Annotated in this window: 23 protein-coding genes; 9 read left to right on the top strand and 14 right to left on the bottom strand. The window is 66.5% G+C overall.

What is annotated here, in order from left to right; translation table 11 throughout:
- Positions 1–76: 76 nt before the first annotated feature.
- Positions 77–520 carry a PPOX class F420-dependent oxidoreductase gene (locus tag CWS39_RS20280; protein WP_102144720.1) on the bottom strand — a complete coding sequence of 148 codons (444 nt, stop codon included), beginning with the start codon at positions 518–520 and terminating at the stop codon, positions 77–79.
- 31 nt (positions 521–551) lie between these two features.
- Between CWS39_RS20280 and CWS39_RS20285 the strand changes: the two genes are divergently transcribed.
- Genes CWS39_RS20285 through CWS39_RS20295 form a run of 3 tightly spaced genes read left to right on the top strand, consistent with a single transcriptional unit; the run spans position 552 to position 2751 of the window.
- Positions 552–1379: a class I SAM-dependent methyltransferase gene (locus CWS39_RS20285; protein ID WP_102144721.1), complete on the top strand. Its 828-nt coding sequence runs from the start codon at positions 552–554 to the stop codon at positions 1377–1379.
- Positions 1376–1897 (top strand): DUF1697 domain-containing protein, encoded by a 522-nt coding sequence (locus tag CWS39_RS20290; protein ID WP_102144722.1) that lies wholly within the window; start codon positions 1376–1378, stop codon positions 1895–1897. The genes CWS39_RS20285 and CWS39_RS20290 overlap by 4 nt, the downstream gene beginning before the upstream one ends.
- 14 nt (positions 1898–1911) lie before the next feature.
- Positions 1912–2751: a class I SAM-dependent methyltransferase gene (locus CWS39_RS20295; RefSeq protein WP_102144723.1), complete on the top strand. Its 840-nt coding sequence runs from the start codon at positions 1912–1914 to the stop codon at positions 2749–2751.
- A 7-nt stretch (positions 2752–2758) separates the two neighbouring features.
- Here the strand turns inward: CWS39_RS20295 and CWS39_RS20300 are convergent, their stop codons facing one another.
- The gene (locus CWS39_RS20300) at positions 2759–3124 is read right to left on the bottom strand and encodes an Rv1152 family transcriptional regulator (RefSeq protein WP_102144724.1); all 366 of its coding nucleotides are present in this window, start codon (positions 3122–3124) and stop codon (positions 2759–2761) included.
- A 36-nt stretch (positions 3125–3160) separates the two neighbouring features.
- Between CWS39_RS20300 and CWS39_RS20305 the strand changes: the two genes are divergently transcribed.
- A complete protein-coding gene (locus tag CWS39_RS20305; RefSeq protein WP_102144725.1) occupies positions 3161–3874 on the top strand; it encodes an NAD-dependent deacylase in 714 nt (237 codons plus the stop codon).
- On the opposite strand, the gene CWS39_RS20310 is transcribed toward CWS39_RS20305, so the two are convergent.
- From CWS39_RS20310 to CWS39_RS20320, 3 genes are read right to left on the bottom strand one after another with little or no spacing between them, the layout of a single operon-like run.
- Entirely contained in the window at positions 3871–4515 is a 645-nt protein-coding gene (locus CWS39_RS20310; RefSeq protein WP_102144726.1) for a class I SAM-dependent methyltransferase, read from the bottom strand. The two genes, CWS39_RS20305 and CWS39_RS20310, sit on opposite strands and share 4 nt — an antisense overlap.
- Positions 4490–5176: a TetR/AcrR family transcriptional regulator gene (locus CWS39_RS20315; RefSeq protein ID WP_431306154.1), complete on the bottom strand. Its 687-nt coding sequence runs from the start codon at positions 5174–5176 to the stop codon at positions 4490–4492. Before CWS39_RS20315 ends, CWS39_RS20310 begins: the two co-directional genes overlap by 26 nt.
- Before the next feature lies 1 nt (position 5177).
- Positions 5178–7433 (bottom strand): MMPL family transporter, encoded by a 2256-nt coding sequence (locus CWS39_RS20320; RefSeq protein WP_102144728.1) that lies wholly within the window; start codon positions 7431–7433, stop codon positions 5178–5180.
- 172 nt (positions 7434–7605) lie between these two features.
- Here CWS39_RS20320 and CWS39_RS20325 point away from each other — a divergent pair, with 172 nt between their 5' ends.
- Positions 7606–8139, top strand: a complete 534-nt coding sequence (locus tag CWS39_RS20325) for a DoxX family protein (protein ID WP_102144729.1) — start codon at positions 7606–7608, stop codon at positions 8137–8139.
- A gap of 9 nt (positions 8140–8148) precedes the next feature.
- Here CWS39_RS20325 and CWS39_RS20330 read toward each other — a convergent pair whose 3' ends face one another.
- On the bottom strand, positions 8149–8502 hold the full coding sequence (locus CWS39_RS20330) for a hypothetical protein (protein ID WP_102144781.1): 354 nt from the start codon (positions 8500–8502) through the stop codon (positions 8149–8151).
- 18 nt (positions 8503–8520) lie between these two features.
- The gene (locus tag CWS39_RS20335) at positions 8521–9018 is read right to left on the bottom strand and encodes a TetR/AcrR family transcriptional regulator (protein ID WP_102144730.1); all 498 of its coding nucleotides are present in this window, start codon (positions 9016–9018) and stop codon (positions 8521–8523) included.
- 147 nt (positions 9019–9165) lie between these two features.
- Here CWS39_RS20335 and CWS39_RS30070 point away from each other — a divergent pair, with 147 nt between their 5' ends.
- Positions 9166–9297, top strand: a complete 132-nt coding sequence (locus CWS39_RS30070; protein WP_101953086.1) for a hypothetical protein — start codon at positions 9166–9168, stop codon at positions 9295–9297.
- A 94-nt stretch (positions 9298–9391) separates the two neighbouring features.
- Here the strand turns inward: CWS39_RS30070 and CWS39_RS20345 are convergent, their stop codons facing one another.
- Genes CWS39_RS20345 through CWS39_RS20355 form a run of 3 tightly spaced genes read right to left on the bottom strand, consistent with a single transcriptional unit; the run spans position 9392 to position 12251 of the window.
- Positions 9392–10390, bottom strand: coding sequence for an NAD(P)H-dependent flavin oxidoreductase (locus tag CWS39_RS20345; RefSeq protein ID WP_102144731.1), 999 nt, complete (start codon positions 10388–10390; stop codon positions 9392–9394).
- Positions 10387–11139 carry a 3-hydroxyacyl-CoA dehydrogenase gene (locus CWS39_RS20350; protein ID WP_102144732.1) on the bottom strand — a complete coding sequence of 251 codons (753 nt, stop codon included), beginning with the start codon at positions 11137–11139 and terminating at the stop codon, positions 10387–10389. The genes CWS39_RS20345 and CWS39_RS20350 overlap by 4 nt, the downstream gene beginning before the upstream one ends.
- Positions 11140–11156: 17 nt before the next feature.
- Complete coding sequence (locus tag CWS39_RS20355) at positions 11157–12251, bottom strand: CaiB/BaiF CoA transferase family protein (RefSeq protein ID WP_102144733.1); 1095 nt, start codon at positions 12249–12251, stop codon at positions 11157–11159.
- A 53-nt stretch (positions 12252–12304) separates the two neighbouring features.
- Between CWS39_RS20355 and CWS39_RS20360 the strand changes: the two genes are divergently transcribed.
- Together CWS39_RS20360 and tet(V) are read left to right on the top strand one after the other, a co-directional pair.
- Positions 12305–13129, top strand: coding sequence for an enoyl-CoA hydratase (locus CWS39_RS20360; RefSeq protein ID WP_199178222.1), 825 nt, complete (start codon positions 12305–12307; stop codon positions 13127–13129).
- A gap of 137 nt (positions 13130–13266) precedes the next feature.
- Complete coding sequence (tet(V), locus tag CWS39_RS20365; protein ID WP_199178224.1) at positions 13267–14535, top strand: tetracycline efflux MFS transporter Tet(V); 1269 nt, start codon at positions 13267–13269, stop codon at positions 14533–14535.
- Between the two features lie 6 nt (positions 14536–14541).
- Here the strand turns inward: tet(V) and CWS39_RS20370 are convergent, their stop codons facing one another.
- From CWS39_RS20370 to CWS39_RS20385, 4 genes are all read right to left on the bottom strand, one after another.
- Entirely contained in the window at positions 14542–14937 is a 396-nt protein-coding gene (locus CWS39_RS20370) for a type II toxin-antitoxin system VapC family toxin (protein ID WP_102144734.1), read from the bottom strand.
- Positions 14934–15188 carry a type II toxin-antitoxin system VapB family antitoxin gene (locus CWS39_RS20375; RefSeq protein WP_102144735.1) on the bottom strand — a complete coding sequence of 85 codons (255 nt, stop codon included), beginning with the start codon at positions 15186–15188 and terminating at the stop codon, positions 14934–14936. The genes CWS39_RS20370 and CWS39_RS20375 overlap by 4 nt, the downstream gene beginning before the upstream one ends.
- A 65-nt stretch (positions 15189–15253) precedes the next feature.
- Positions 15254–15949 (bottom strand): CPBP family intramembrane glutamic endopeptidase, encoded by a 696-nt coding sequence (locus CWS39_RS20380; protein ID WP_102144736.1) that lies wholly within the window; start codon positions 15947–15949, stop codon positions 15254–15256.
- Positions 15946–17067, bottom strand: a complete 1122-nt coding sequence (locus CWS39_RS20385) for an NAD(P)H-binding protein (RefSeq protein ID WP_102144737.1) — start codon at positions 17065–17067, stop codon at positions 15946–15948. Before CWS39_RS20385 ends, CWS39_RS20380 begins: the two co-directional genes overlap by 4 nt.
- A 164-nt stretch (positions 17068–17231) precedes the next feature.
- On the opposite strand from CWS39_RS20385, the gene CWS39_RS20390 reads away from it, so the two are divergent.
- On the top strand, positions 17232–17933 hold the full coding sequence (locus CWS39_RS20390) for a fasciclin domain-containing protein (RefSeq protein ID WP_102144738.1): 702 nt from the start codon (positions 17232–17234) through the stop codon (positions 17931–17933).
- Positions 17934–17942 lie beyond the last annotated feature (9 nt).

Here is a 17942-nt window from a genome sequence, read left to right on the forward strand (position 1 = left end):
CCCGCAAGCCTGATCCAGCTTCCAGGACACACCATGACGGCAGCCTAGCGCTGCGACGCGCCCGTCGTCGCCTCGTTTACCGCATGCCCGGCGGCATGCCGTAGACGTGCGAGATCGGCAACGTCATCAGCACCCGGCGGTCCTCCACCATCGCGTGCCGGTATTCGTCCCAGTCCGGATGCTCGCCGGCGATATTGCGGTACAACGCAATCAACCCCTCCACGGTGTCGTCATCAAGCGATGCGGCGGGCGGGGTGAGGATCGCACTGCCCTCAGCCACCGCATAGGCCCAGCCGTCGTCGGAGCTGACATGGATCGACGCGCGCGGATCACGACGCAGATTGCGGGTCTTGGCGCGAGGCTCGGTGATCGACGCCTGGATCGTCAGGTTGCGGGCATCGAAGTGGTACGAGATGTTCGACAGCTGCGGGCGACCGTCTTTTTTGATGGTGGCGAGCACCCCCAGCGAGTTCCCGCTGATCAGCGCCAGCAGCTTGTCGTCGAACACGTGACGCCCCATACCGCGAGCCTACGTCGCTACGCTCGAATCGATGACTGGTCAATCGCAAATCGACGGCAACATTCTCGAAGGCGTCTCGGCCACCACGCTGTGGACCTTGCACAACCGCGGCACCGAGGCCAAGCGCTCCGACGGCGTCATCCGCGACCCGTGGGCGATCACACTGTTCGACGCCATCGACTACGACTACCGCAAATTCGGCAGGCCCAACCAGTCGCACGCCCTGCGCGCCCAAGCGTTCGACGCAGCCGCTGCCGCATACCTCACGGAGCACCCGAAAGCATCGGTGGTGGCCCTCGCCGAGGGTCTGCAGACCAGCTTCTGGCGCCTCGACAGCATGGGCGTCGCAAGCGAATTGACGTGGTACTCCGTTGATTTGCCACCCGTCATGGCGCTGCGCGACGAGTTGCTGCCGCACGACGACCGCATCGTCAAGATCGCCCAGTCGGCGCTGGACCGCAGCTGGATGGACCCCGTCGACTCGACCAACGGCGTGTTCATCACCGCCGAGGGGCTGCTCATGTACCTCGATCCGGAGGACGCGCTTGGCCTGATCCGCGATTGCGCCGCCCGCTTCCCCGGCGGTCAGATGATGTTCGACTCCATCCCGCACTGGTTCAGCCGGCGCACCCTCAACGGAATGAAACTGTCCGACCGCTACGTCGCCCCGCCAATGCCGTTCGCACTCACGCCCGACGAGGCCCTCGCGCTGGCCGAGAGCATTCCCAACGTGCGCGCGGCTCACGATGTTCTGTATCCGCCTGGCCGCGGCCTGTGGAAGCTGACGAAGGCGCTGGACCACGTCGGGTTCTTCCACCGCAACCGGCCCAGCATCACGCTGCTGGAGTTCGGCCCATGACCCGCTACGCCGCATTCCTGCGCGGCGTCAACGTCGGCGGCGTCAACCTCAAGATGGCCGACGTGGCGGCGGCGTTCGAGAAGGCCGGCTTCACCAACGTCAAGACGATCCTCGCCAGCGGCAACGTGCTGTTGGACAGCCGCGACGGCGTGGATGCGGTGCGGAAGAAGGCCGAGAAGGCGTTGCGCGACGAATTCGGCTACGACGCTTGGGTACTCGCGTACGACCTCGATACGGTGCACTCAATATCCGAGAACTATCCGTTCGAACGCGAGGTCGACGGGCATCACTCCTACGTCACCTTCGTCACCGACGAGAACGTGCTCGACGAACTCGCGGCGCTCGCCGAGGAAACCGGGCCGGACGAGAAGATCCAGCGCGGCGAGGGCGTCATCTATTGGCAGATCCCCCGGGCCGCGACGCTGGACAGCACCATGGGCAAGACGATGGGCAAGAAGCGCTACAAGTCGTCGACGACCACCAGAAACCTGCGCACGCTGGACAAAGTCCTGCGCTAGGTACATTCGAAAAAATGACATCCACACCCACGGTCAAGGCGGACGGCACGGTGTTGACGGGCGTCTCGGAGACGGCGTTGATGACGCTGTGTGTGCGGGCGAACGAAGCCCGTCGTCCCGACGGCATCATCGACGACCCGATGGCGATCCGGTTGGTCGACTCCATCGATTTCGACTTCGCCAAGTTCGGGTTCACCCGCCGCCAGGACATGGCACTGCGCGCCCTCGGCTTCGACACCATGGCCCGCCGCTATCTGGCCGAGTATCCGCGAGCCACCGTCGTCGCCCTCGCCGAGGGTCTGCAGACCAGCTTCTACCGGATCGACGCCCGGGGGCTGGGCGGTCAATTCCGCTGGCTCACAGTCGATCTGCCGCCGATCATCGAACTGCGTCGCAAGCTGCTGCCGCCGTCGGACCGGGTCACGATGTGCGCCCAGTCGGCGCTGGACTTCAGCTGGATGGATCAGGTCGACGCCTCTGACGGCGTGTTCATCACCGCGGAGGGCCTGCTGATGTATCTGCAGCCCGAAGAGGCGATGGGACTGATCACCGAATGCGCTCGACGCTTCCCCGGCGGGCAGATGATGTTCGACCTGCCGCCGGCGTGGTTCGCCGCGTGGGCGCGCCGCGGCATGCGGACGTCGCTGCGCTATCGGGTGCCGCCGATGCCGTTCAGCCTGTCACCGTCGCAGGCGGCGGAGCTGGTGAACACCGTGCCGGGTATTCGCGCGGTGCACGATCTGCCGATGCCGGCCGGGCGGGGCCGGGTGTTCAACGCACTGCTGTGGACGATGCAGCGGCTGCCGCTGTTCGACAACGTCCGGCCGGTCTGGACGTTGCTCGAATTCGGGTAGCCGGGCGTCAGCCGAACGCTGCCTCGATGTAGCGCAGCGCGTCGGCCCGGTCGACGCCCAGCGCTTTGGCGGCCGACACGTAGTTGTACGCCGCGGTGGCCATCGCCGCGTCGGCCGGATCCTCGCGCGCGACGAAAGTGCCGAACCGTCCTCGCGTTTCGAGGATGCCCGCCGCTTCCAGCTCGCGATAGGCGCGGGCCACGGTGTTCACCGCCAGGCCGATCTTGGCCGCGAGCTCGCGAACCGTCGGCAGCCGCGTCCCCGGGGGCAGCCGACCATCGCGGACGCCGTCGATGATCTGCGACCTGAGCTGGTCGAACAACGGCTGCGCAGCGTTCGGCTCTACGCGTACCCAATCCCCCAACTCGGCCACGTGCTTAGTATCACCTAGACCCGCTAGTTTGGTCATGTGCAAGTGACGGTGCTCAGCGGAGCAGGCATTTCCGCCGAGAGCGGCGTACCCACCTTCCGCGACGTCGAAACGGGGCTGTGGGCCAAGGTCGACCCGTACGAGATCTCCAGCTCGCAGGGCTGGCAAGCCCACCCAGAGAAGGTGTGGGCGTGGTACCTGTGGCGGCATTACATGATGGAGTCGGTGCAGCCGAACAACGGTCATCTGGCCGTCGCCGCCTGGCAGGACCACGCCCAGGTGCACGTCGTCACCCAGAATGTCGACAATCTGCACGAGCGTGCCGGCAGCCGCAACGTCTACCACCTGCACGGCAGTCTGTTCGAGTTCCGTTGTGACGCTTGCGGATCACCGTTCGAAGGGGATCTTCCCGCGATGCCCGAACCGGTGGCGTCGGCCGACCCGCCGCAGTGCCCGTGCGGCGGGCTGATCCGGCCCAACGTGGTGTGGTTCGGCGAGGCGCTGCCCGAGGACGCGTGGCAGCGATCGGTGGACGCGGTCACCAATGCCGACGTGGTGATCGTCGTCGGCACGTCGTCGATCGTCTATCCCGCCGCGGGTCTGCCCGAACTGGCGCTGGCCAACGGCACGCCGGTGATCGAGGTCAACCCCGAGCGCACGCCGCTGTCCGACGCGGCGACGGTGACGCTGCGCGAGACGGCCGCCAGCGCCCTGCCGGGGCTGCTGCAACGGCTGCCGGCGCTGCTGCGCTAGCCGGCGGGTCGGACGGCGCGGCCGATCGCGAACTCCGCAACCGGTAGCGGCACCCATGCCGGCATCGCCCACTCCCGCCGCGCGCCTTGGACCTCGAATCCGGCGTCGACGATCGTCGCCTCGGTGTGGCGATGGGTATGGCAGTTGCCCAGCAGTCGCGGCCACACCGTCGCGTCGGCGATCTTCTGCAGTCGCGCCCGCGCCCCGGTACCGGCTATGTGCTCGAGATAGCGCAGCTCGCCGCCCGGTCGCAGCAGCGAAAAAAGCTGGCGCAACACGCTTCCCGGCTCATCCACCGAGCACAACACCAGCGAGCAGACGATCGCGTCGAAGGGTTCATCGGCGGTGAACTGCTCCACGGTGTCGGTACTGATGCTGACGGGCACCGGCGCGTCCTCGGCCGCCCGCTGCGCCAACACCGCCAGCCGCCGTTCGGGTTCGACTGCGATGACCTGCTGCAACGTCGTCGGATAGAACGCGAAGTTGGTGCCGGTGCCGGCGCCGACCTCCAGCACGCGACCGGACAGCCCCGCCAGGTTCTCGCGTCGCAACCGCCTGACCGTCTCGGGCTCGTGGCCCGACATCACGGTCCACACCCGCGCGAAGAACGGGTTGTCAACGGTATTGCTGGTGTTGGGCATCTGCCAGTCCCTTCAGCCGTTCGACGGTCTCCTGCGGCCCGGCGTCCCAGCCAATCATGCCGGACACGATCTGACCGCAGCACGCCGCGCGCATCACCCGGTCGGCGAACGCCTCGACGTCGCCCCACGGCAGGTATGGCCGCGAGATCAGCAGCGCCGCCACGCCGTGGGCCACGGTCCATAGTTCCAGCGCCATGGTCATCGCGTCGCCGGGCGGGTAGATGCCCTCGGCGATCAGCGCCTCCACCGAATTGCGCATGTGCACAAACGCCGAACTGTTCAGCGTCACATCGACATCGCTGCCCGGCCTGCCCTCGCCCATCATGGCGATCCGGTACAACTCCGGGGTCTGCCGGGCGAATCGCACGTAGGCCAGTCCCTGGGCGCGCAGCACTTCGATGGTCGAGGGTTGGTCGGCCGCCACCCGTTGCATCTCTTCGTCGAGTTTCTCGAAGTACCGGGCACACACCGCGTCGAGCAGCGCGTCTTTGTCCGCAAAATGCAGGTAGATCGACGGCGGTGTCACACCGACGCGCTGTGCCACCGACCGGATCGAAACCGCTTTGGCGTGGCCGGTTTCCAGCAACAGCTCAGTGGTCGCGTCGAGGATCTCCTCGCGCAACTGGTCACCGGATCCGCGCGGCGCGCGTCGACGCTTCACGTCAGCCCGCCTTGGCTCGCTCGCGGTTTTCGGCCGGCGCCGGCGCATCGGCCGAGTCGCTGAAGCCGATGCGCTGGTGTAGGCGGGCCAGCGGCCTCGGTGCCCACCAGTTCCACCGGCCCAGCCAGTGCATGAACGACGGCACCAGTGCCATGCGCACCAGGGTGGCGTCGGCAAGCACCGCCAGGGTCAGTCCCACCCCGAACATCCGCATGAATGCGACCTGCGCGGCGATCAACGCGGCGAACGAGATCGACATGATCAACGCCGCGGCGGTCACCACGCGGCCGGTCCGGGCCAGGCCCAGCGCGATGCTTTCGTCGTTGTCCGCCCGCGTCTTTCCGGATTGCAGCCAGTATTCCCGGATGCGTGACACCAGGAACACCTCGTAGTCCATCGACAGCCCGAAGGCGATGCAGAACAACAGCACGGGCATGTTGGCCACCAATGTGCCGGTGGGCGTGGTGCCGAACGCGCCGAGATGCCCGTCCTGGAAGATCCATACCAGTGCGCCGAACGCGGCGGTCAGCGATAACACGTTGAGCAGCAACGCTTTCAACGGCAGGATCACGCTGCCGGTGAGCAGGAACAGCAACACGAAGGTGATCGCGGCTATCACCCCGAGCACCAGCGGGAGCCGGGAGGTGATCGACTCGGAGCTGTCCCGGTTGATCTGGGCGACGCCGGTCAGCTGTACGTCCGCCGGCGCCGGCACCGCTCGCAGCTGATCCAATTGGGCTTCGGACGCCGCCGTGAAGAGCGGCGCATCGCTGCCGACGGTGAGGAAGGCACTGCCGTCGTTCAAACCCGTTGCCGCCGATGGCGGTCCGACGAGGCGCCCGTCGACAAATGTGCCACCAGGTGCGGATACCGACGAGACGTCGGTCACCTGCGACAGCGCGGCAGCATAGCGATCGAGCGCCGGCGGGCTGACACCCGCGACATCCGGGAGGACGACGGTGACGTTGGCGGCCGAGTCGATGGCGAAGTCGTTGCGCAGTTCGTCACCGACCTGTCGCGCCGAGGCCGACGCGGGCAGTACGCGGTCGTCGGGGAAGCCCCACTTGATGCCGAGGAACGGCGCGCCGAGCACCAGCAGCAGCGCCACGATCGCGACTGCGATCGGAACCGACCGGCGCATAACGTATTTCGTCGAGCGGTACCAGAACGTCTGCTCGACGGGCTTGCGTACCGGTTCGGGCCGCCCCAGGATGCGACGGAAGAGCCGACGCACGTCGAACGCGTCCAGCCGGTCACCGAGCAGCACGATGGCGGCAGGCGCCACGACGATCGCCGCGATGGCCGCGAACGCCACCACCGCGATACCGGCGTAGGCGAACGACTTGAGGAAGTACATCGGGAACAGCACCATCGCGACCATTGCCAGCGCGACCGTCATCGCCGAGAACAGTACGGTGCGCCCGGCCGTCGCCATGGTGCGCACCAGCGCCTGCTCGCGGTCGGCGCCGTCGGCGAGCTCGTCGCGGTAGCGGCTGATAATCAACAGGGTGTAGTCGATGGCCAATGCCAATCCCATTGCGACCGTGAGGTTCAGCGCGAAGATCGACACGTCGGTGACCAAGGTGACGGCACGCAGCACCGCCATCGATCCCAGGATCGCAAACGCGCCGACCGCCAACGGCAGCGCGGCGGCCATCAGCCCGCCGAAGACCCACACCAGCACCATGAAGCTCAGCGGGATCGCGATGGATTCCATCATCAACAGGTCGCGTTCGCTCTGTCCGTTGATCTGGACGTAGAGCATCGCCTCGCCGCCGGCGCGTACGGTGACGCCGTCGCGGTCGTGAATCAGCTTCTCGGTCAATGCCTTGGCGTGTTTCTGGGCGTCGCTTTCGCCGCCGGTGATGCCGGCGAGGATGAGCCCGGTCTTGCCGTCCTCGCTGACCAGCGCCGGCACGGCGGGCGGCGGCGCTGTCCACGCCGACGTCACCTCCGCCACATGCGGCGACGCCTGCAGCTGCGCGGCGATGTCGGCGGCGACGGCGCGGGCCGCCTCGCTTTGTGCGCCGCTATCGGAGGTGACGGCGATGACGAGCTGCATATCGCCCTGGCCGAATTTGTCCACCAGCAGCTGGGAGGCCTGCGCGGATTCCGACGTCGGGTCCTGGAAGCCGCCGGCGGACAGGTGGTTGGCGACGGGGATGCCGAAGATGCCGGCGGCCGCCATCACCAGTGCGGCGGTGACGAGGATTCGGCGCGGAGCGGCGATGGCCAGGTAGGCAATTCGTTGCAGCACGTCGCGTCCTTCCGCTGGCTTATCGTCGATAAGTTACCCGCGATAAGTTAGGGGTGTCAACGGCAGTCCCCACGCTTATTACGGGACCGGGCCGCCAAATGTTCACCGCCGCGCCTCAGCGCAATCAACGGAGCCTGCGCGATGTCGGTGCCGCGCCTTAAGCTTCCGAAGCATGGCGACCACCGAAGCGATCACCCCGGCCACCACGACCCTGTCCGATACGGGACTGTTGATCCTGCGCCTCGGCGTGGGCGCGGCCATGCTGCAGGCCGGTCTGCGAAAAGTCTTCGACTTCAACACAACTGCCGATTTCATGGAGGCCGGCGGCTGGCGGCTGCCGAAGTTTGCCGCGTTCATGGTGACCGCGGCAGAGACACTCGGCGGCATCGGTCTGCTGCTGGGTGTGCTGACACCGCTGGCGGCGTGCGCGGTGATCGCGGCGATGATCGACGCCTGGGCCGTGAATGTGTCGGCGGGCGCGTTCTGGTCCGACCCGTTCAACGCGCCGTTCCTCATCGCGATCGGCGCGACGGCGCTGCTCTTCACCGGTGCGGGCGCCTATTCCGTCGACGCCCGCGTGCTCGGCCGCTACCGCTGGCCGGCCCCGATCGCCGTCGGGCTGCTCATCGTGGCGATCGCGGCAGCCGTCGTGACCTGGGTCGTACTGAACGGCAGCAACCCGATCCACTTCAGCTCGCCGGTCTGACCGAATCTGTCACGCGGCCTTGGCTCGCTCGATCTGGGTGGCCACCTTTTCGGCGTCGTCGACCTGAAGAACCAGCCGGGCGTACGGCTCATCGACCAACTCGATGACCACGACCTTGGCCGGGTCGCGCACATCCCAGAACACCCGCTCGCCGTCGCGGTAGTAACTGCCGGCGGTGATCACGCGTGGTAGATGTATGCCCGGCGCCCGGATACCCTTGCGCTCCTTGGCGATTCCCGGGTCGGCCGTGGCGCCGCGCACGTGGCTGAGCGGTATGCGCATACGGCTTTTCAGCGCCCACAATTTGTTCAGTCCCTGGATCCGCACCACCAACCGATCGCCGTCAACAGTGACTTCGGCCATGTTCATCTCCTTCATCCCTCAGTGCGATGTCTCTCGACTCTGCGCCCAGTCGTTGACCAATCGCGTGTAGTCGCCGCCCGACCGGATCCGGATACGCAGGCCCAGCAGCGTTGCCGTCGACAGCTCCGGGTCTCCAAGCGACGAGGTAATGCCGTCGAGCTCCGCGAGCGCCGCCGACACTTCTGCGGCGACGTCCTCGTCGGCCTGTGCCTGCTCCACGGCGGACATCAGCAATAGGTCCAAACCACCGATGTCGTCGGAAAGCACGGCGCCGCGAAGCGCCGCCACGGGATCATTGGCAGCGACGATCGCCTTGACGTCGCCCGCGCGAACTGCTCGCAGGGCCGCGATGTACAGCCCGCGTTTACTACCGAAAGTGCGATAGAGGCTGTTGCGGTGGACGCCGAGCTCGCTCACCAGATCGTCGACCGAAACCGCGTTGAAGCCACGACGGGCAAACAACTTCGCTGCGCCCTCTACCACCGCTGACTCGTCGAAGCCCCGAGGACGACCCATAACTGCAGCGTAGTCAATTTAGGAATGAACAGTCAAGAATGATCATTCCCAAACGCTACTGGCGGGTTCTACTCCGAAGTAGGATTGCCACCGTTTTCCGAACCGTGACTCAATGATTCCTTAATGGTGACCCATACGCTCAGGGGCATGTGGATCGACGACACCAGTGCTGATGTCATCAAGGTTGACTTCGAGGCGCTCTACCACGGCGATGTCCTGGTAGAGGGTGACACCTCGGAGCAGCTCGACGACGAGCACACGCTGCCCACCGCGGTCTGACGCAAACGCGCGCCCCAGCGGCGCGCGTTCACCCGCGACAGTTTGCCCATACGGGCACCCCAGTCGATCTTCTATTTGCCGTTGAGATTCCCGCTTAGGCGACGTTCTCTTCTTCGTCGACCTCGATCATGTCGGCCAGCCTGCCGGTGATCAGCTCCTCGGCCTCGTCGACGATGCGCGCAACCAGCTCCCCGACCGTGGGGATGTCGTTGATCAGGCCCATCGACGTGCCGACGGACCAGATGCCCGCGTCGAGGTCACCGACCTCGTAGACCTTGTTGCCCCGTACGCCTGCGACCAGATCCTTCACATCCGGGAATTGCCCGCCATTGTTGAGGATCTCGACGACCTCACGCGACACCTTGTTGCTCGCGACGCGGGCGGTGTTGCGCAGCGGGCGGAAGATCAGCTCGGTGTCGAGCTCGCTGCCCGCGACGATGGCTTCCTTGACGTTCTGATGGATCGACGATTCGACGGTGCACATGAAGCGGCTGCCCATGTTGATGCCGTCGGCGCCCAGCGCCAGCGCCGCCACCAGGCCGCGGGCGTCGGCGAAACCGCCGGAGGCGATCATCGGAATGTCGATCTTGGCCGCCGCCGCCGGGATCAGCACCAGCCCGGGAATGTCATCCTCACCGGGATGGCCCGCGCATTCGAATCCGTCGATGCTGATGCCGTCCACCCCCAGGCTCTGTGCCTTGACTGCGTGGCGCACCGAGGTGCACTTGTGCAGCACCTTGATCCCGTTCTCGTGGAACATCGGCAGGTGCGGGGCCGGGTTGGAGCCCGCGGTTTCGACGATCTTGATGCCGGCGTCGACGATCACCTGGCGGTACTCGTCGTAGGGCGGCGGATTGATCGTCGGCAGAATTGTCAGATTCACGCCGAACGGCTTGTCGGTCAGATCTCGCGTCTTCGCGATCTCCTTGGCCAGATCCGCCGGCGTCGGCTGCGTCAACGCCGTCAAAAACCCCAGCGCACCCGCATTGGCAACGGCCGCAACAAGTTCCGCGCGGCCCACCCACTGCATACCACCCTGGACGATCGGGTGCTCGATACCGAACGTCTCGGTGAACTTCGTCGAAATCGTCATCGGGGCGCCATCCTGATCGCGCCGTCCAGCCGGATCACCTCGCCGTTGAGCATCGGGTTTTCGACGATGTGCACGGCCAGCGCGCCGTACTCGTCGGGATCGCCGAGCCGGGCCGGGTGCGGCACCTGCTTGCCCAGCGAGGCCTGCGCCTCCTCGGGCAGCGAACCCAGCAGCGGGGTCTTGAACAGACCCGGCGCGATGGTGACGACGCGAATGAGTTCACGGGAGAGATCGCGGGCGATCGGCAGTGTCATGCCGACCACGCCGCCCTTGGACGCCGAGTAGGCGGCCTGCCCGATCTGGCCCTCGAACGCGGCCACTGAGGCGGTGTTGATGATGACGCCGCGCTCACCGTTGATGGGCTCGGTCTTGGCGATGCGCTCGGCGGCCAGCCGCAGCACGTTGAACGTGCCGATCAGGTTGACCTCGACGACCTTCTTGAACCCGTCGAGCGGGAACGGCCCGTCCTTGGACAGCGTCTTGATCGCGTTGCCGATGCCGGCGCAGTTGACGTTGATGCGCAGCGGGCCCATCTTCTCGGCCGCGTCCAGCGCTTCGGTCACCGCATCGGGGTCGGTCACGTTGGCCTCGACGAACTGGGCGCGCTCACCGAGTTCCTTGACGGCGGTTTCACCCTTGAGGTCGATGACGACCACCGACGCGCCTTTGTCCAGCAGGCGTTTGGTGGTGGCCAGGCCGAGCCCGGAGGCCCCGCCGGTGACGACCGCTACGGCGTCTTTGATCTCCACTGATTGCGTTCCTTTCTCTAAACCCAGTCGCGTAAGACGGCTTCGGTATCCGCCCCACGAGGTGCCGGTGGCTTGGGTGTGGACGGTGCGGTACGGGAGAACCGCGGCGCCGGCGCGGGAAACAGCGCGTCGCCATCGCGGTAGAAGGTGCCGCGCTCGGTGTTGTGGCTCTCGTCTTCGACTTCGGCGAACGACAGCACCGGCGTCACGCAGGCGTCGCTGTCGGCGAACACCTTGGCCCAGTGGTCGCGGTCCTGCGAGGCGAACACCTCGGTGAGCTTGGCGCGCAGTTCGGGCCAGCGGGACATGTCATTCTGATCGGGCAAGTCCTTGGGGTCGAGCCCCAGCTTGTCGAGGAGTTCGGCGTAGAACTGCGGCTCGATGGCGCCGACCGCGACATAGCGGCCGTCGGCGCAGGTGTAGGTGTCGTAGTAGGGCGCGCCGGTGTCGAGCATGTTGACGCCGCGCTCATCGCTCCAGATCCCTTGCGCTCGGAAAGCCCACATCATCGCGGACAGCACGCTGGAGCCGTCGACCATGGCCGCGTCGATTACCTGGCCCTTGCCGGAGCGTTCGCGTTCCCACAGCGCCGAGAGGATGCCGACGAGCAGGAACATCGAGCCGCCGCCGAAATCGCCGACGAGGTTGAGCGGCGGGACGGGCCGTTCGCCCTTGCGGCCGATCGCGTGCAGCACGCCATTGAGCGAGATGTAATTGATGTCGTGGCCGGCTTGCTGGCTGCGCGGACCGGTCTGCCCCCACCCGGTCATCCGGGCGTAGATGAGTTTTTCGTTGACCTTCGCGCAGTCCTCGGGTCCGAGGCCCAGGCGCTCGGTGACGCCCGGGCGCAGGCCTTCGATGAGCACGTCGGCCTTGGCGATGAGTTTGAGGACCAGGTCGCGGTCCTCGGCGCTCTTGAGGTTCGCGGCCACCGAGCGACGGTTGCGCAGCAGGTAGTCAGGTTTGTTGTTGGTCGGGATGCCGGGGCCTTTGGTGGGCCGCTCGATGCGGACGACGTCGGCGCCCAGGTCGCCGAGGATCATCGCCGCATGCGGCCCCGGTCCGATGCTGGCCAGTTCGACGACTCGCAATCCCTGCAGTGGTCCCGCCATCACGCCTCCCAGTAGTTGACCGCGACATAGCTTACTTGTATAACCTTGTCGCCATGACTGTGGCCTCCAACACCTCCGGCGCCGAAACCTATACAAGCATCGACGACCTGATCGTCACGCTGTCCGACGGCGTGCTGTCGGTGACGATGAACCGGCCGGACAGCCTCAACTCGCTGACCGAGGCGATGCTGAACGGGATCGCCGAGGCGGTTGAGCAGGCCGCTTCTGATCCGCGCGTGAAGGTTGTGCGCCTCGGCGGCGCGGGCCGCGGGTTCAGCTCGGGGGCGGGGATCAGCGAAGAGGACCAGGCGCGTAAGGCGGCCAGTTCACCGGCGGGTGTGCTTGATGCGGCCAACCGTGCGGTGCGCGCGCTGGTGGCGCTGCCGCAGCCGGCGGTCGCGGTGGTGCAGGGCCCGTGTGCGGGGGTGGGCGCGTCGCTGGCGCTGGCATGCGATGTCGTATTGGCGTCGGATGCAGCGTTTTTCATGCTGGCATTCACCAAGATCGGGTTGATGCCCGACGGGGGCGCATCGGCGTTGTTCGCGGCGGCGGTGGGGCGCATTCGCGCGATGCGGATGGCGCTGCTGGCCGAGCGGATTCCGGCGGCCGAGGCATTTTCGTGGGGCTTGGTGACGGCGGTATATCCGGCTGAGGCGTTCGACGCCGAGGTTTCCAAGGTGATCGGCACGCTGGTGTCGGGGCCGGCGGTGTCGCTGCGCAAGACGAAGCAGGCGATCAATGCCGCGACGCTCACCGAGCTCGAGGGTGCGTTGGCGCGCGAGCGCGAGGGGCAGCTGTCGCTGCTGACGTCCAACGACTTCCGCGAGGGGACGCGCGCTTTCCAGCAGCGCCGTGCGCCGAAGTTCACCGACTCCTAAAGCCACTCGGCGAGCAGACGCAGAATCGCATTACCGCCGCCGGTTTCGTGCGATTCTGCGACTGCTCGTCTGGGGAAAATCGTTGGACTGAGCCACAGCCCGTCCGCCACCATCGAGTGGTGAGTACGCAATACGACATCGAACAACCGGTAAAGGCACCCGGTCGATGGCGCGTACTCGCCCCCTTCCAATTCCGCGAGTACCGCCTGCTGATCGCGGCCGTCTCGATCTCGATCTTCGCCGAGGGCATGTGGGCCGTGGTGATGGCGCTGCAGGTCATCTCCATCGACAACGACCCGGCATCGCTCTCGCTCGTCGCCACCTGCCTCGGCGGCGGCCTGGTGGCCTTCGTGCTGATCGGCGGTATCGCCGCGGACCGAATACCCCAGCGCACCATCATCATCGCGGTCGAGACGGTCAATGTCATCGCCGTGTCGGCGGTCGCCATCCTGGGACTGGTTGGCGCACTGCAGATCTGGCATATGGCGGTGGCCGCCGCCGCCTTGGGTATCGCGGCCGCGTTCTTCTTCCCCGCCTACAGCGCCATCCTGCCGCGAATCCTGCCCGCCGAACAGCTGTTGGCAGCCAACGGCGTTGAAGGCGTCGTGCGGCCGGTGTTCCAGCGGGCCGTCGGCCCCGCCGTCGCCGGCATGATCGTCGGCGCGACGCTCCCGACCGTCGGCGCCGTCGTCGTGGCGGTGCTGTTCGCCATCGGTCTGGTGCTACTAGTGGCCACTCGCCCGGCAACCAAGGACGCTGTGCCGGAAGAGACTTCGGAGCGCCCCCACGTGCTGCGCGACCTGCGTGACGGTTTTTCGTTCGTGGTGCGCACCCCGTGGCTGCTGTGGACCCTGCTGTTCGCCAGCATCTTCGTGTTGGTGGTGCTCGGCCCGATCGAGGTGCTGCTGCCGTTCATCGCGCAGGACCGTTTCGCCGACGGCGCCCGTATGTACGGTTTCATCCTGGCGTTCTTCGGGATTGGCAGCGCGATCGGCGCGCTGACGGTTTCGTCGGGACGGCTACCGCGGCGCTATCTGTCGGTGATGATGGCGATGTGGGGTCTGGGCTCGATCCCGCTGGTCGTCGTCGGGTACACCTCGTCGTTCCCGTTGATGGCCCTCGCGACATTCGTCATCGGTTTCACCGACGGTGCGGGCATGGTCATCTGGGGCACGCTGCTGCAGCGGCGGGTACCGACCGAGATGCTGGGCCGGGTGTCCAGTCTCGACTTCTTCGTCTCGCTGGCGTTCATGCCGCTGTCGTTCGCGATCGCCGGCCCGCTGTCGAAAGTCGTTTCGATGCAGACGATTTTCCTGGTGGCCGGTATCGCACCGATGCTGCTGGCCGTCGTCGCCGTCGCGGCCGCGCGGATGCGTCGCGACGAGTTGGCCCATCCCCTGCGCTAGGCTCACTCATTCCCATGCCGCGATATCGGTTTGGGTGAAGTCATCGCCTTTGAAGAGGAGTGGTAGGTCGGACTGCTTGGCGAGCGCATAGGCAAAGCAGTCACCAAAGTTGAGAGCAGCCGGATGCCGGCCCTTGCCGAAGCGACGCCACGCGGCAACGGCGGTGAGCGCCAACTGCTCATCCACTGGGACAACCTCGATGCCGACGGTGGAAACGAGCAGTTGGAGGTCGCGACCGGCATCCGGCCCCTGTCGACTCTCGACCAAGATCATCGCTTCGGTCAGGTTCGGCGCGGCAATGAAACGCTCGGCCGGCGCCTTGCCGGTCAGTGCGTTTGCGTAACGCGCAGCATCCGGTTCGGCGAGGATCACCGCCACTAGGGCGGAGCTATCGACGATCACCCCGGGAGGCCACGCTCGTCATAGCCGAGGATCTCGGCCTCGGAGCGATCATCCAGTGTCGGACGGCGGCGGCCGCGCTCGATGATGTCGTGCACGATGTCGGCAGCATCAGCCTGGCGTGCGGACCGCCGAACCCGCGCCAGACGCTCGGCGAGCGCGGTGCGGGTGGCCACGGTGATGGTCTCACCGGTGGCCTGCGCCAACTCGCGGGCGAGGCGATCGGCCTCGTCGTCCTTGATGTTCAGAGCCATATTCCTCAGGATAGTCCGGGTAGGAAGATAGGAGGGTGGATTTCTTCCTTCCATGGAAGAATTCGTTAGACGCCGAAGATCGGCGGCAACGCCAGCACCATGATCAGACCCCAGAAGAAGTGGGTGAGGATCGGCGCCAGCACACCGCCGGTGATGCGGCGCTCGAATGCGCAGACCGCGCCCAGGACGACCGCAGCGAAGCCCAGCATCGGGTTGCCGGTGGCCATCACCGCGGCGATGTAGAGCAACGTCGAAACGATCGCCGGGTAGTGCGTGCCCAGCGCGGTGTACAGCGCGCCGCGGAAGAACAATTCCTCGGCGACGCCGTTGACCAGCGTGATGGCCACGACGAGTAGCAACGGGCCGTAGTTCGCGAATTCCAATACACGACTGGCGTAGTCGGACAACACCGGGATCTCCCTGGCCACCAGCCCGCCGAGCACGAACACGCCGCCGAGCAGCAGCCCCACCGTCGTACCGGTGATCACCGGCCGCTGGTTGCGGCCGCGGAACCGCACGCATCCCAGGTGCAGTGGGCCAGATATCAAGGCGCCCAACGCCCATACCGCGGCCAGCGCCAGTGTCAGCCAGTAGAACGACTCGTCACCCGGCTCGCGGCCCAGCGAATAACCAAGCAGCGCAGCGCCGATCACCAAGACGACGGCAACGACGATCCGTCGCCGCAGTACGACCGCGGGCGGTTCATGATGCGGGACGGCGACCGTCGTGACAATGTCGCGTATCTCGCGTGACAGCGTCATACCAGCCGGGCCAATACGTCCAAACCGGTACGCAGCGCGCCCGCGACGGGACCGGGTACCGCGCCGATCAATCCCAGCGCGGGGCGCGCGAACGACGGTGTGACGGCGCGCGCGATGCGCTGGATGCGCCGTGTGTCGCCGCCCGCCCATACGGGGTCGGTGTCGGCGAGGTGGTGCGGGTCGGCGAGCTCGTTGACCGGGCGGGGGCGATGGCTGGCCAGGGCACGGGTGATCGCCTCGTCGACGGCGAGCAGGCCGCCGGGCGGATCGGGCACCAGATCCCGCAGGCCGTCGTCGGACGCCATCATCGGATGATCCAGCGATTCAACAAGATCCGCGGCCAACCCACCGGGAACGGGCAACGCGAATGCCGTCACGTGCGAGGCCAGCGCGGTATCAATTGCGGGAATCGGCACCACGGCCCGCCACTGCCCCTTCGCTTTTGCGTACGCCGTCAACAGGTCTCGGTAGGTGGTTGTTTCGGGGCCGAAGATGTCGTAGGCGCCGGCCGGTACCGTGTCGGCGTCGGCGGCGGCGACGAGGTAGTACAGCACGTCGCGGATGGAGATCGGGTCGATCGGGTTCGTCATCCAATCCGGCAGCGGCATCACCAGGAATCGATCGCCGACGTAGCGCAGCATCTCGAATGACGTTGAGCCCGAACCGATGATCATCGCCGCGCCCAGCCAGACCACGTCGGGCCCGCCGTCGACGCTCAGCGCGTGTGCCACCTCGGCGCGGCTGGTCAGGTGTTCGGAGAGTTCGTCGCCGTCGGGCACGAAGCCGCCGAGATAGACGATGCGCCCGACGCCGGCGGTTTTGGCCGCCGACGCGACGTTGGCCGCGGCGGCGTTGTCGGCGTCGCGAAAGTTGGGCTGACCGATGCCGTGCACCAGGTAGTAGACGATGTCGATCGGCTTGGTTTGTGCGAACGCTGCCGCAACCGATGCCTCGTCGTGTGCATCCAACGCGACGCCGGTGATGTCGTCGTACCAACCGAAATCGGCGAGTCGGTCGGGGTTGCGGGTCGCGGCGACGACGTCATGGCCCTCGGCGAGCAGAGCGGTGACCAGTCGCGACCCTACGTAGCCGGTGGCGCCGGTCACCAAGATCCGCACGCCACCACGCTACATCGAATTTTGCGGCCGCGGGCTACCGCGTACGCCCCTGACGTGGGCCTTTTGCGGCTGATCACGGCCGACACATACCATTCGATGCGGCGCCGCGGGGAACGCCAAGGCAATGGTGCTCGCTTTAGCGTCGTTACGGGAGGAACCCAAGAATGCAGATTCGCACTGGCAAGGCTCTGGGCGCTGCCGCCGCCGTCGCGGCGATCGCGGTGTCGATACCACTGTCGGTCACCGCTTACGCCGAGCCGACGCCGACGACGACAACAACGCCCGAGACGCCCGTCGCGGATCCACAGGGTCCCGGGTGTGACGCATTCAAGAAGGCGCACCCCGAGTGGAAGGCCATGGCCAAGCAGAAGACCGGTGCCGTCTTGGCCGCTATCCCCGAGATCAGCACGTTCAGCTCCGCGGTCACCGGCCAACTCAATCCCGAGTCCAACATCATCGGCGTGCTGGAGAACGGGCCCTATGTGATCTTCGCGCCGACCAACGATGCGTTCGCCGAGCTGCCACCCGGACAATTCGACGCTTTGAAGGCCGATCCGGCGGCGTTGACCCACCTGCTCTACTACCACGTGTTCCTGGGCCTGCTCGGCCCGGACGATGTCGAAGGCCAGCAGCCGACGCAGGCCGGCGAGCAGCTTGCGGTCAAGGGCAGCGGCGGCGACATCAAGGTCAACGAGACCGCGAAGGTCGTCTGCGGCGGCATCACGGCCAGCGAGGCGCGGATCTACATCATCGACAAGGTGCTCGATCCCGCCGCCGCGCCGACTGCGCTCACCCCGTCTGCCACCAGCACGACGACGACCACGACGACCACCACCACAACCACGACGACCGAGCAGCCCGCCTAAGCCTTCGCG

The sequence above is a fragment of the Mycobacterium hubeiense genome (genome assembly GCF_002838065.1).
Classification (GTDB): Bacteria; Actinomycetota; Actinomycetes; order Mycobacteriales; family Mycobacteriaceae; genus Mycobacterium; species Mycobacterium hubeiense.

Coding starts and splice junctions, on each gene's coding strand:
- CWS39_RS20280 (WP_102144720.1), bottom strand. CDS start 520: ATGGGGCGTCACGTGTTCGACGACAAGCTGCTGGCGCTGATCAGCGGG.
- CWS39_RS20285 (WP_102144721.1), top strand. CDS start 552: ATGACTGGTCAATCGCAAATCGACGGCAACATTCTCGAAGGCGTCTCG.
- CWS39_RS20290 (WP_102144722.1), top strand. CDS start 1,376: ATGACCCGCTACGCCGCATTCCTGCGCGGCGTCAACGTCGGCGGCGTC.
- CWS39_RS20295 (WP_102144723.1), top strand. CDS start 1,912: ATGACATCCACACCCACGGTCAAGGCGGACGGCACGGTGTTGACGGGC.
- CWS39_RS20310 (WP_102144726.1), bottom strand. CDS start 4,515: ATGCCCAACACCAGCAATACCGTTGACAACCCGTTCTTCGCGCGGGTG.
- CWS39_RS20325 (WP_102144729.1), top strand. CDS start 7,606: ATGGCGACCACCGAAGCGATCACCCCGGCCACCACGACCCTGTCCGAT.
- CWS39_RS20330 (WP_102144781.1), bottom strand. CDS start 8,502: ATGGCCGAAGTCACTGTTGACGGCGATCGGTTGGTGGTGCGGATCCAG.
- CWS39_RS20335 (WP_102144730.1), bottom strand. CDS start 9,018: ATGGGTCGTCCTCGGGGCTTCGACGAGTCAGCGGTGGTAGAGGGCGCA.
- CWS39_RS30070 (WP_101953086.1), top strand. CDS start 9,166: ATGTGGATCGACGACACCAGTGCTGATGTCATCAAGGTTGACTTCGAG.
- CWS39_RS20345 (WP_102144731.1), bottom strand. CDS start 10,390: ATGACGATTTCGACGAAGTTCACCGAGACGTTCGGTATCGAGCACCCG.
- CWS39_RS20355 (WP_102144733.1), bottom strand. CDS start 12,251: ATGGCGGGACCACTGCAGGGATTGCGAGTCGTCGAACTGGCCAGCATC.
- CWS39_RS20360 (WP_199178222.1), top strand. CDS start 12,305: ATGACTGTGGCCTCCAACACCTCCGGCGCCGAAACCTATACAAGCATC.
- CWS39_RS20375 (WP_102144735.1), bottom strand. CDS start 15,188: ATGGCTCTGAACATCAAGGACGACGAGGCCGATCGCCTCGCCCGCGAG.
- CWS39_RS20380 (WP_102144736.1), bottom strand. CDS start 15,949: ATGACGCTGTCACGCGAGATACGCGACATTGTCACGACGGTCGCCGTC.
- CWS39_RS20390 (WP_102144738.1), top strand. CDS start 17,232: ATGCAGATTCGCACTGGCAAGGCTCTGGGCGCTGCCGCCGCCGTCGCG.